Consider the following 11,826-nt stretch of genomic DNA (forward strand, 5'->3'; position numbering starts at 1 on the left):
TTGCCTGGGGCTGAATTTGAACCGGGGGGAAATCAGAAAAGTTCGATGGAGCCTGCGTCCATCTCGTCTTGCGTGACCGGGTTGGGGCGCAGCGGCGCGATCTCGACGACGGCCGCGCCGTCCTCGTCGTCCATGCCGAAGGTGTCGCGGGCCAGTTGGTCGGCGCAGTTGCGCAGGCGCTGGCTGGTGTGGGCGATGAGCTGGGTGGCCATGTCCTGGAACTGCAGCGCGGTGATGGCACCGGCAATGTCCTGCATGATCTGCTTGAGCCCTTCAGAGGCGGCGCTGCCGTCGCTGCCGCTGAGCAGCGACATGGCTTGGTTGGAGGCGCTGTAGAAGTGGGTGGACAGGGCCTCGCCGGCGTCGTCGAGCAGGCGTTGCAGTCGCTCGAGGTCGTTCGTCACCGTCATCAGGTGATCCTGCAGTTCCGCGGCCGCCAGCAGCGGCATGGCAGCCACGGCTCCGTCGAATTCAGCGGCGGTGGAAGGTTCTGTCTGCATCGTGTCTCCGCGAGGGGATGCTGCTTCTTGTCCCAAAGCCCTGTGGATACCCTCAGGGCAAATGCATCATGGCATGTTCACCCCTTTTTCGGCACCTGTCGACGCGGAGATGTCGCGAGAACGAGCCGTATTACCGGTCTGAACCCGGCGGAGTGTGGCGCCGGGCCATAGCTCCCAGGCGGCGGCATACTGCGCCCCCATGACGATTTCTGGTCTGGAGCGGGCCTCGCGGGTCCTGCGCGTGCTGCATGTCGAGGACTCCGAACTCGACCATCAACTCATTGCCGCCCAGTTGGCCCGCGCCGGGCTGAAGGTGGCGCTGGAGAGGCTGGACGCGCTGCCTGCCGTGCTGGCGGCGCTGGAGCGGCCCTGGGATGCCATCGTCTCGGACTACAACCTGCCGGGCTATTCGGGCCTGGAGGTGCTGGAGGCGCTGAAGGTCCGGCAGCTGACCGTGCCCTTCATCCTCGTTTCCGGCGAGATCGGCGAGGACACGGCCGTCGCGGCGATGCGCAACGGCGCGTCGGACTACCTGCTGAAGAACAACCTGAACCGCCTCGCGCCGGCCCTGCTGCATGCCATCGACGCGGCCGAGAACGAGCGTGCCCGCCGCGCGGCCGACCATGAGCTCGTCAAGTCCAAGCAGCGCCTGCATGAACTCGCCGGGCACCTGCAGACCAGCGTCGAGCTGGAGCGGGCGGCCATCGCGCGCGAGATCCACGATGACGTCGGCGGGTCGCTCACGGCGATCAAGTTCGACCTCGCCTGGATCGACCGCCACGCCCAGGAGCCCGAGGTGCGCCAGCGCGTCGCCGCGGCGCTGGAGACGGTCAACTCGGCCATCGACGCCAGCCAGCGCATCATGCACAACCTGCGGCCGGCCATCCTGGAGCAGGGCCTGGTGGCTGCACTGCAGTGGATGACGGCGCGCTTCGAGCGTCGCACCGGCATCGAGGCCGGGCTGCGCCTGGGCGACGAGCGCCTGGCGCTGCCGCCGGGCGTGCCGCTGGTGGCCTACCGCACGGCGCAGGAGGCGCTAACCAATGTCTCCAAGCATGCCCTCGCGACGCGCGTCGACGTCGACCTCAGCCTGGACTCCGGCGTGCTGACGCTGGAGATCCGCGACAACGGCCGCGGCATGGGGCCGGGCGACCTGGCCAAGGAGCGCTCCTTCGGCATCCGCGGCCTGCACGAGCGCGCCGCGACGGTGGGCGGCTGGGTGGACCTGTCCAGCCCGCCGGGCGGCGGCACCAGCCTCATCCTCACCGTGCCGCTGGCTCAGGACGCCATCGACGCGCTGGACGACGCGACCGACTTCGGCAAGGATCACGACGGCAACTCGATCTGGGGCCGCGCATGATCCGCGTCATCCTCTGCGACGACCACGGCCTGATCCGCCGCGGCATCCGCGACACGCTGGCCGATGCCCAGGACATCGAAGTCGTCGGCGAGGCCGGCGACTACACCGAGCTGCGCGGCCTGCTGCACACCCTGGGCCGTGACAACCCCTGCGACGTCCTCGTGCTGGACATCAACATGCCGGGCCGCTCGGGCCTGGACGTGCTGCACGTGCTCAAGGAAGAGGGCAATCCGGTGCGCACGCTGATCGTCTCCATGTACCCCGAGGACCAGTACGCCATCCGCGCGCTGCGCGCCGGTGCCTACGGCTATGTCAACAAGGGCGGCGACCCGGCCACGCTGGTGCAGGCGGTGCGCACGGTGGCCCAGGGCCGCAAGTACGTGACGCCCGAGATCGCGCAGATGCTGGTCGAGAGCCTGACCGCGCCCGTCACCGAGCAGGCCCATCACAAGCTCTCCGACCGCGAGCTGCAGACCCTGGTGATGATCGCCTCGGGCAAGCGCCTGTCCGACATCGCCGAGGAGCTGATGCTCAGCCCCAAGACCGTCAGCGTCTACCGCGCCCGCATGCTGGAGAAGCTCGGGCTGACCAACAACTCCGAGTTGACGGTCTATGCCATCCGCAACGGACTCGTCGCCAGCTGACGGCCGCGCGCCGCGCCGGCCCTCGCTGGTCCGGCGGCTTACGCGGCTCAGCGTCGCCGTCATGGGCGCGGCGCTGCTGCTGAGTTCGCTGGCCCTGGCCGCCTGGGTGCATCACAGCCTGCGCGAGGCGCAGCTGAAGGCGGCCGAGCAGTCCGCCCAGCTGCTCGCCGAGAACCTCGCGCCGGCCCTGGCCTTCCACGACCGCCAGGCCACGCGCGACGCCCTCGTCGCCTTCAGCCGCCGCGAGGGCCTGCGGAGCCTGGTCGTGCGCCAGCCAGGGGGCGAGGGCTTTGCGCACTGGCCCGACGCGGCCGCGTCGGCGCCCTGGTCCGACGCGCCGCGGCAGGTCGGCTGGCGCGGCCTGCGGCTGGTCGTGCCCGTTCAGCTGCAGGGCGAGCGCATCGGCAGCCTGGCCTGGGCTGAATCCTTCGACGCGCTGAACGAGACTTTGCTGCGCCTGGCCGCCGGCGCGGCGCTGGTGCTGGGCCTGGCCCTGCTGGGCGCCAGCCTGCTGCTGCGCTGGACGCAGCGCCGGGCCCTGGCGCCGCTGATCGCGCTGTCGCGCCTGGCCGAGCGCGTGGCCAGCAGCCAGGACTACAGCCTGCGCGCGCCGGTACGCGAGCAGGACGAGGTCGGGCGCCTCGCCGAGCGCTTCAACGGCATGCTCAGGCGCATCGAGGTCTGGCACGAGGACATGAACCAGCAGCTCGCCCAGGAGCGCGAGAGCGGCCAGGCCATGCAGCAGCTAGCCCACCGCGATACGCTGACCGGCCTGCCCAACCGCTTGGCCTTCGAGCTGACGCTGGAGCGCCTGTTCGTCGACCTGCACCACCCCCAGCACGCGGGCGGGCAGCGCCTGGCCCTGCTGTTCATCGACCTGGACAACTTCAAGGGCGTGAACGACCGCCTCGGCCACGCCGCGGGCGACGCCGTGCTCACCGAGGTCAGCCGGCGCATGAGCAGCGTGCTGCGTGCCAGCGACACGCTGTTCCGCCTTGGTGGCGACGAGTTCGCGCTGCTGGTGGCAGATGTGGCCGAGCCCGAAGCCGTCGAGCATCTGGCCGGCCGGCTCATCGACAGCGTGCGCGAGCCCCTGGTCATCCAGGGCGAGATCCAGCCCGTCGGCGCCACCGTGGGCTTGGCTTTCGTGCCTGATGACGCAACCGACCCGCAGTCCCTGCTGCACGCCGCCGACGCCGCCATGTACGCTGCCAAGCATGCCGGCAAGAACACCTATCGCAGGGCGGTCAGCGAGCATTCGGCGGGCTCTTGAGCTCTGCGCCGGGCTGCTGCTGGGCGGCACCGCCCTGGCCCAGACCGCACCGCCCGACATTCCCAGCCTCGAAGACCTGCTGCGCACCGAGCGCCGTGGCGCGGCCGCCGACGTGTCGGTCAGCACCGCCTCGCGCCAGGCCCAGAGCGCCGACCTGGCGCCCGCCGTCACCCACGTCGTCAGCCGGCAGGACATCGCTCGCCTGGGCCTGCGCAACCTGGGCGACGTGCTGCGCCGCATGCCGGGGCTGGAGGTGCGCGAGGACGGCGAGTTCACCCGCATCGCCGTGCGCGGCGTGGCGCCTGGCGACTTCAACGGCCGCGTGCTCTTCCTGCTCGACGGCCTGCGCCTGAACGACAACCTCTACGACGCCGGCCCCATCAACCGCGAGTTCTTCGTCGACGTCAGCCTCATCGAGCGCGTGGAGTTCACGCCCGGGCCGGGCTCGGCGCTGTACGGCGGCAACGCGCTGCTGGGCGTCGTCAACATCGTCACCCAGCGTGCTGACACCTTGGCCGGCCCGCAGGCCCAGGTCGTGTTCGCGCCGCGCGGCCAGGTCAGCACGCGGCTGAGCTATGCCCGCCGCCTGGACAGCGGGGCCGAGTGGCTGGCCGCCTTCAGCAGCGACGAGGAGCCGCACCCGCCGCTGTCCTTCGGCGAGCCCGAGAAGTACCACGCGCAGCTGCAGCCGCTGGAGTGGGACCGTGCGCGCCGCTGGCTGCTGGGCGGGCGCGACGGCGGCCTGTCGCTGCGCCTGGGCGGCGTGCAGCGCGACCGCGGCACCTACAGCTTCCTGCCCAAGTCGGAAGACATCACCGGCAGCGTCAACTCGATGCGCGAGAACTTCGCCCAGGCCGGCTGGGAGGGGCGCGCCGGCGACTGGGACCTGCACCTGGGCTTGGCCTGGCAGCAGTCGCGCTATCGCTCCGAGCAGGCAGACGACACCGGACCCGAGCTGCGCACCAGCCGCTTCGAGGCGCTGGGCCGCTGGTGGCTGGGCGAGCTGCGCGTGGCGCGGGGCTGGGGCGGCGAAGGGGGCGACAGCCACACCACCAGCTTCGGCCTCGACTGGCAGCATGACAGCGTGCAGCGTTTTCGCTTCGTGTACCTCGGCGAGCCCGCGCACGACAAGGACTACGTCTCGCGGCGTCTGGGCTTCTATCTGCAGGACGAATGGCGGCTCGCCGAGCGCCAGCGCCTCGTGCTGGGCCTGCGCCAGGACGGCGTGCACGGTGGCGACGCCAGCTGGAACCCACGCGCCGCCTGGGTCTGGTCGCCCGAGCCCGGCCAGAGCCTGAAGCTGATGTGGGGCACGGCCTTCCGCGCGCCCAACCGTTTCGAGCAGGCCTACAACGCCAGCGGCGGTGCCGCGCCGCTGCGGCCGGAGCGCCTGCGCACGATGGAGCTGGCCTGGCAGGGGCCGCTGCCGGGCGCCGCCGTGGCCTGGAGCTGGCAGGCCTCGCTGTTCACCAGCCACCTCGTCAACTTCATCGAGCGTGGCAGCGGCGAGCCCTATGTCAACACCCCGGCCGCGCAATCGCGTGGCGTCGAGCTGGGCCTGAACGGCCATTGGGGCGAGGGCTGGCAGCTACAGCTCAGCCTGATGGGCCAGCGCGACCGCACGGCCGACGGCGGACGCCAGGCCTACAGCCCCGACCGCACGCTGAAGTGGGCGCTGCAGATGCCCATCGCCGACACCGCACTGCGCCTGTCCCTCAGCGGCTGGGCGACGACCGAGCGTGTGGGCGACGAGCGCCTGCCCGGCTATGCCCAGCACCGTGCCCACCTGTTGTGGCAGCCGAGCCGGCGCTGGGAGCTCTTCGTCGGTGCCGACAACGTCGGTGCGCGCGCCTATGCCGAGTCCAGCGCCACCGGCTACACCTCGCCCATGCAGCGCCAGGGCACGCGCTGGCAGGCGGGGCTGACCTGGCGCGGAGACGCGCAGTGAGGCTCTGGCTTTTGCTGCTGGCCGCGGCCACCGGCCTGTGCCGGGCCGAGAGCCTGGACGAGGACCGGCTGCGCGCCGCCTTCGTGCTGCGCCTGGCCCAGTACACCCAGTGGCCGGCGCCGCTGGCCGACGGCCAGACGCTGTCGCTGTGCGCGGCCGGCCTGCGGCCCACCGGGCTGGACGCGGTGCGGGCGTTGGGCAGCCGCCCGGTCGGCGGCGCCCAGCTCAGGGTGCGGGCCCTCAGCGAGCCGCGCGACGCCGCCCGCGACTGCCAGGTGCTGCTGCTGGGCCACCCGGACGCTGCAACGCTGCGCCAGTGGATCGCCGCCGTCGGCGACGCGGCCGTGCTGGTCGTCGCGACCAGCCCCGAGGCCCTGCGCGCCGGCGTCTGCATCGCGCTGATCAGCGAACCCCAGGGCATGGCCTTCGCCGTCAACCATGGCGAGTCCAAGAGGCGCGGCCTGAGCCTGGCGGCGCCGGTGCTGAAGCTGGCGCGCGAAGTGCGTTAGGCCCGCGCGCGCCTCCGTTCGTCCGCGCCGGCTGTCGATTCGCCAGCGCCGGCCGCCGTTCATCGAAAGCCCTGTCGACTGGCAGCGTTGTCTGTGCACAATCCGCCCCGATTCACCCTCAGGTGACAACTTTCGGGGAGCGTGTCATCGATACCGGATTGCTGAAGGAGCTGCGCATCGAAGGCGCGCAGCGCGAGGACCATGACGGCGGGACGCCGAAGTGGGTCTGGGGCGTGGCGGCGGGGGCCACCGTGCTGGCTCTGGCGGGCGGCGGGGCCTGGTGGTGGCTGGCGGGCAGCAAGCCGCTGGCCGTGCAGACCGCCACCGTGCGCGCCAACGGCCAGGGCGCTGCAGCCGACGCCGTTCTGCAGGCCACTGGCTATGTGACGGCGCGCCGCATGGCCACCGTATCGGCCCAGATCACCGGCACGCTGACCGAGGTGCTCATCGACGAGGGCTTCAAGGTGAAGAAGGGCCAGGTACTGGCGCGGCTGGACGATACCGGCCTGCGGGCCGGCCTGGCCGCCGCCGAGGCGCAGATCCGCACGGCCGAGGCCAACATGGGCCAGCTGCGCGCCCAGCTCGCCCAGGCCCAGGCCGACGAGCGCCGCCAGGCCGAGCTGAACGCCAGCGGCATGACGACGCGCCAGTCCCGCGAGCAGTCGGCCACGGCCGTCAAGACGGTCAGCGCCCAGCTGGAGGCGGCGCAGCGCCAGGTCGAGGCCGCCCAGGCCGGAGCCCGGCAGGCGAAGGTGAACTTCGACTACGCCACCGTGCGCGCGCCCTTCGATGGCGTCGTCACGGCGCGCGCGGCCCAGGTGGGCGAGATCATCTCGCCGCTGTCTGCCGGTGGCGGCTTCACGCGCACCGGCGTGGGCACCATCGTCGACATGGACTCGCTGGAGGTGAACGTCGACGTCAACGAGGCCTACATCGCCCAGGTCAAGGCCGACATGCCCTGCGAGGCCGTGCTGGACGCCTACCCGGACTGGAAGATCCCCGCCCACGTCGTGGCCGTGATCCCCAGCGCCGACCGCGGCAAGGCGACCGTCAAGGTGCGCGTGGCGCTGGAGAAGAAGGACGACCGCGTCGTGCCCGACATGGGCGTGCGCGTGAGCTTCCTGGCGGCCAAGCCCAAGGCCGAAGCCAAGCCGGTGGCCGGCGTGCTGCTGCCGCCGGACGCTGTGGCGCAGCGGGACGGCGCGCAGGTCGTCTTCGTCGCGCAGGACGGCCACGTCGAGCAGCGCGCGGTGCAACTGGGCGCCGACGTGGGCAAGTTCAAGCTGGCCACGGCCGGCGTGACGGCGGGCGAGACGGTGGTCGTGTCGCCGCCGGCCGAGCTGAAGCAGGGTTCCAACATCGTCAAGAAGGACTGAAGAGATGAGCGCACTGATCGAGATCCGTGACCTGTCCAAGGTCTACACCCGCGGCAAGCAGAAGGTGGAGGTGCTGCACAGCATCAACCTCGACGTGGCCCAGGGCGACTTCCTCGCGCTGATGGGCCCGTCGGGCTCCGGCAAGACGACGCTGCTGAACCTCATGGGCGGGCTGGACGCACCCACCGGCGGCTCCATCAACGTCGGTGGCGAGCGCATCGACAAGCTCTCGGGCGCGGCCCTGGCCAAGTGGCGCGCCTCGCGGGTGGGCTTCGTGTTCCAGTTCTACAACCTGATGCCCACGCTGTCGGCGCAAAAGAATGTCGAGCTGCCGCTACTGCTGACCAAGCTCTCGGCCGGCGAGCGCAGGAAGCGTGCGGCCATCGCGCTGCAGCTCGTCGGCCTGGCCGACCGCGCCTCGCACAAGCCCACCGAGCTGTCGGGCGGCCAGCAGCAGCGCGTGTCCATCGCGCGGGCCATCGTGAGCGACCCCACGCTGCTGGTCTGCGACGAACCCACCGGTGACCTGGACCGACAGAGCGCCGAGGACGTGCTGACGCTGCTTCAGGCGCTCAACCGCGAGCATGGCAAGACCATCGTCATGGTGACCCACGACCCGCGCGCCGCCGCCCGCGCCAGCCGCATCCTGCATCTGGACAAGGGCACGCTGGTGAGCGAAGCCGAGGCCACCGCGGCCTGAGGGGAGCGCCATGAAATACCTCCACCTCATCTGGGCAGCGCTGTTCAGGCGCAAGGGCAGGACCTTCCTGACCCTGGTGTCCATCATCACGGCCTTCCTGCTGTTCGGTCTTCTGGACGCGGTGCGCGTCGGCTTCGACCAGGCGGGCAAGAGCGCCAACGGCGCCCAGCGCCTGCAGACTGGCGCCAAGCTCAGCTTCATCCAGCTGCTGCCGATGTCGCTGCAGGGCCGCATCAGCCAGATCGACGGCGTCAAGGACGTGGCCTTCGCCAACTGGTTCGGCGGCGCCTACCAGAAGCCCGAGAACCAGGTCTTCAGCTTTGCCGTCTCGCCCAACTACCTGGACGTCTACCCCGAGATGGAAGTCTCGGCCGAGCACCGCAAGGCCTTTGCCGAGACCAAGGATGGCGCCCTTGTCGGCGAGGGCCTGGCGAAGAAGTTCGGCTGGAAGGTGGGCGACCAGGTGCCCATGCAGTCCACCATCTTCCCGGACCGCAACGGCAGCCAGAACTGGCCGTTCAAGATCGTCGGCGTCATCCACGTCGCCGACAAGAAGAGCGGCGCCTGGTACGACCAGATGTTCCTGTTGAACTGGAAGTATTTCGACGACACCACGCCCTGGAACCAGGGCCAGGCCGGCTGGTATGTGACGCGGGTGAAGGACGTCAACCAGGCCGACCGCGTGCTCAAGGCCATCGACGAGATCTCCGCCAACTCCGACCATGAAACCCGCACGCTGACCGAGCAGGCCGCCATGTCGGCCTGGATGCGGCAGCTGGCCGACATCAACCTCATCGTCACCTCCATCATGGGCGCCGTGTTCTTCACGCTGCTGCTGCTGGCCGGCAACACCATGATGCAGGCGGTGCGGGAACGCACCGGCGAGATCGCGGTGCTGAAGACGCTGGGCTTCTCGGGCGAGAGCGTGCTGGCCATGGTGCTGGCCGAGTCGGTGCTGCTGCTGCTGATCGGCGGCGCCATCGGGCTGGTGCTGGCCAGCGTCATCGGGCCGGCGGTGTCTGCCGGCAGCGGCGGGGCCTTGAACCTGCCGGCGGCGGGCCTGACGAGCTGGCTGATCGGCGTGGGACTGGCCCTGCTGTTCGGTCTGCTGGTGGGCGCACTGCCGGCGCTGCGCGCCATGCGCGTGAACATCACCGATGCGCTCGCAGGAAGGGCATGACATGAAGCCCCCACGTTCACTTCGTTCACTGCCCCCCGTGGGGGGCGCAGGCCTCCCTTGGGGCGGCTCGGCAGGAGGCCTGACATGAAATTCCTCAAGAACCTTGGACTCGTGCTGCTCACGGTCCTGCTGCTCGCCGGCTGGGTCATGCTGCCCTGGCAGGGTGCGCTTGCCGCGGCCCTGCTGCTGGCGGCCTGGCTGTTCCTGTTCCGCTCGGGTATGCAGACGCGCTCCGTCGCCTCGGTGGGCATCAGCACGCTGGCGCAGCGCCTGGGCTCGTCGGCCGTCATCGTCGTCGGCATTGCCGGCGTGGTGGGCGTGCTGGTGGCCCTGCTGGCCATGGCGGAAGGCTACGCGCAGACGCTGCGCAACTCCGGCAGCGAAGACACCGCCATCGTCATGCGCGGCGCCTCGGCCAACGAGGTGTCCTCCTCGCTGAGCCGCGAGGACATCGTGCAGATCGAGCAGGCGCCGGGCATCGCCCGCAACGCCAAGGGCGAGCCCATCATCTCGGCCGAGACTGTGGTGGCCGCCAACCTGCCCGTCAGGGGCAGCCCGACGGGCGACACGGGCAGCGCCCAGGTGCGCGGCATCAGCGAGGCAGCCTTCGCCGTTCGGCCCAATGCCAGGATCGTCGAGGGCCGGAGCTTTCAGCCGGGCCTGCGCGAGATCATCGTCGGCAAGGGCGCCGTGCGGCAGTTCGACGGGCTCAAGCTCGGTGCGACGCTGAAGCTGGGCAACCAGCCCTGGACCATCGTCGGCGTCTTCGCCTCGGGCGACTCGATGGAGTCCGAACTCTGGGCCGACGCCAACGTCGTCAACGACACCTACAAGCGCGGCAGTGGGCGCAACTCGGCGACGGTCAAGCTGGAGAGCCCGGCGGCCATCAAGGCCTTCGGCGACGCGCTGGAGGCCAACCCCCAGCTCAAGGTCAAGGCCAGCACGACGCTGGCGTTCTTCGCCAAGCAGGGGGAGCAGATGACCAAGATCCTGCGCATCATCGGGATCACGGTCGGCAGCATCATGGCCGTGGGCGCGGTCTTCGGGGCGCTGAACACCATGTTCGCCGCCGTGGCGGCGCGGGCCCGCGAGATCGCGACGCTACGCGCCATCGGCTTCCGCGGCCTGCCGGTGGTGGTGGCGGTGATGCTGGAAACCACGCTGCTGGCGCTGATCGGCGGCCTCATCGGCGGCTTCGTCGCATGGTTGCTGTTCAACGGCTTCGAGGCGTCGACGATGTCGGCGGGCTCTGTCGGCAAGCTCAGCTTCAACCTAGCCGTGTCGCCGGGCCTGCTGTGGGAAGGCATCAAGTGGGCGCTGGCCATCGGCTTCGTCGGAGGCTTGTTCCCGGCGGTGAGGGCGGCGTCGCTGCCGGTGACGACGGCGCTGCGGGAAGCCTGACTCCGCAGATGGCGTAACCAGGGTGGCGGCTGCTTCAGTGGCCGCAACTTCCTGGGCTGCGTTGTCGAGATGAAGGGTGGTTGATGACGACTGCTGGACGGAGGTCGGGTTCCGGCTGGAAGCGGTCCTCAGTCTGACTGGCGGCGCCCGGTGCGGCCTCGTTGCGTCGCGGCTCGACGCTCTACTTGGAGGAAGGTGAGGCTGAGGTGTCAGGGATAGCAGGCGGTTCCATCACAAAGGCAACCTTGACGAGCCCCTCCTCCTGCGCAATCTGAAGCGCTTGCGCCACGGCCTTGTATTCGGCCCTTGGTCCACCCGTTACGTGCAGGTTTACCGCCCCTCCACTGGACTTGAGTTCGTGGAGGCGCGCTCGCAAGTCCGCGAAGGCAACAGGTTTGCCCAATAGGACGTACTGGCCAGAGTCAGTCACCAGAAGCGTTACATCACGCGGTTGGGCAGTATCACCGGCTTTGGCGTTGGCGATCATGCTCAGGGTAAGAACGCAAATGAGCGTCCACGTACTCAATAGCAACGATGCTTTGGACTGTGTTCTATTCGACATGCCAGCCATTCCAGATTGGCTCTTTGGAATCCGTGGTCGGGACGTCCGCCGCCTCAGTTGCCTCATTAGTTCAGCATGCGTGCCGATGTGCAACCGCAAAGTCTGCTTCTACTGTCGGAACAGATATCTGACCTTGCCCCCGAAAACCGGATCCCTTGCTGAGTGGTTGAATTCAGGCAAGGAGAACGGAAGTGACGAAGGCAAAGAGGGCGCGGTACACGCTGGAGTTCAAGCTCGAGGCAGTGCGGCTGGTCAAAGGCGGACAGAGTGCGGCGGCGACGGCCAAGATCCTGGGGATCTCCGAGCAGACGCTGCACAACTGGCTCAAGGCTGACAAGGACGGCCGGTTGATGGGCGCGGGCACGAAGCCGGT

General features: G+C 69.7%; 12 protein-coding genes. 10 read left to right on the forward strand and 2 right to left on the reverse strand.

Features of this window, described 5'->3' with window-relative positions; translation table 11 throughout:
* Positions 1 to 32: 32 nt before the first annotated feature.
* Complete coding sequence (locus AC07VX_RS26210; protein WP_493167746.1) at positions 33 to 500, reverse strand: hypothetical protein; 468 nt, start codon at positions 498 to 500, stop codon at positions 33 to 35.
* 199 nt (positions 501 to 699) lie between these two features.
* On the opposite strand from AC07VX_RS26210, the gene AC07VX_RS26215 reads away from it, so the two are divergent.
* From AC07VX_RS26215 to AC07VX_RS26255, 9 genes are all read left to right on the forward strand, one after another.
* Positions 700 to 1,860 carry a hybrid sensor histidine kinase/response regulator gene (locus AC07VX_RS26215; protein WP_493167745.1) on the forward strand — a complete coding sequence of 387 codons (1,161 nt, stop codon included), beginning with the start codon at positions 700 to 702 and terminating at the stop codon, positions 1,858 to 1,860.
* Positions 1,857 to 2,504, forward strand: a complete 648-nt coding sequence (locus tag AC07VX_RS26220; protein ID WP_493167744.1) for a response regulator — start codon at positions 1,857 to 1,859, stop codon at positions 2,502 to 2,504. Before AC07VX_RS26215 ends, AC07VX_RS26220 begins: the two co-directional genes overlap by 4 nt.
* Positions 2,473 to 3,777: a diguanylate cyclase domain-containing protein gene (locus tag AC07VX_RS26225; RefSeq protein WP_493167743.1), complete on the forward strand. Its 1,305-nt coding sequence runs from the start codon at positions 2,473 to 2,475 to the stop codon at positions 3,775 to 3,777. The genes AC07VX_RS26220 and AC07VX_RS26225 overlap by 32 nt, the downstream gene beginning before the upstream one ends.
* Positions 3,722 to 5,725 carry a TonB-dependent receptor plug domain-containing protein gene (locus tag AC07VX_RS26230; protein WP_493167742.1) on the forward strand — a complete coding sequence of 668 codons (2,004 nt, stop codon included), beginning with the start codon at positions 3,722 to 3,724 and terminating at the stop codon, positions 5,723 to 5,725. The genes AC07VX_RS26225 and AC07VX_RS26230 overlap by 56 nt, the downstream gene beginning before the upstream one ends.
* Positions 5,722 to 6,234 (forward strand): YfiR family protein, encoded by a 513-nt coding sequence (locus tag AC07VX_RS26235; RefSeq protein WP_493167741.1) that lies wholly within the window; start codon positions 5,722 to 5,724, stop codon positions 6,232 to 6,234. Before AC07VX_RS26230 ends, AC07VX_RS26235 begins: the two co-directional genes overlap by 4 nt.
* A 122-nt stretch (positions 6,235 to 6,356) precedes the next feature.
* Complete coding sequence (locus AC07VX_RS26240; protein WP_493167740.1) at positions 6,357 to 7,610, forward strand: efflux RND transporter periplasmic adaptor subunit; 1,254 nt, start codon at positions 6,357 to 6,359, stop codon at positions 7,608 to 7,610.
* 4 nt (positions 7,611 to 7,614) lie between these two features.
* Positions 7,615 to 8,310, forward strand: a complete 696-nt coding sequence (locus AC07VX_RS26245) for an ABC transporter ATP-binding protein (RefSeq protein ID WP_493167739.1) — start codon at positions 7,615 to 7,617, stop codon at positions 8,308 to 8,310.
* 10 nt (positions 8,311 to 8,320) lie between these two features.
* Entirely contained in the window at positions 8,321 to 9,490 is a 1,170-nt protein-coding gene (locus AC07VX_RS26250) for an ABC transporter permease (RefSeq protein ID WP_493167738.1), read from the forward strand.
* Positions 9,491 to 9,574: 84 nt separating this feature from the next.
* Positions 9,575 to 10,891 carry an ABC transporter permease gene (locus AC07VX_RS26255; protein ID WP_493167737.1) on the forward strand — a complete coding sequence of 439 codons (1,317 nt, stop codon included), beginning with the start codon at positions 9,575 to 9,577 and terminating at the stop codon, positions 10,889 to 10,891.
* Positions 10,892 to 11,072: 181 nt separating this feature from the next.
* Here the strand turns inward: AC07VX_RS26255 and AC07VX_RS26260 are convergent, their stop codons facing one another.
* Positions 11,073 to 11,519, reverse strand: coding sequence for an ExbD/TolR family protein (locus tag AC07VX_RS26260; RefSeq protein WP_495122031.1), 447 nt, complete (start codon positions 11,517 to 11,519; stop codon positions 11,073 to 11,075).
* A 125-nt stretch (positions 11,520 to 11,644) separates the two neighbouring features.
* On the opposite strand from AC07VX_RS26260, the gene AC07VX_RS26265 reads away from it, so the two are divergent.
* A partial coding sequence (locus tag AC07VX_RS26265) for a transposase (protein ID WP_493167735.1) occupies positions 11,645 to 11,826 on the forward strand: 182 nt, incomplete at its 3' end.

This window comes from Roseateles sp. GW821-FHT03B02, assembly GCF_059421025.1.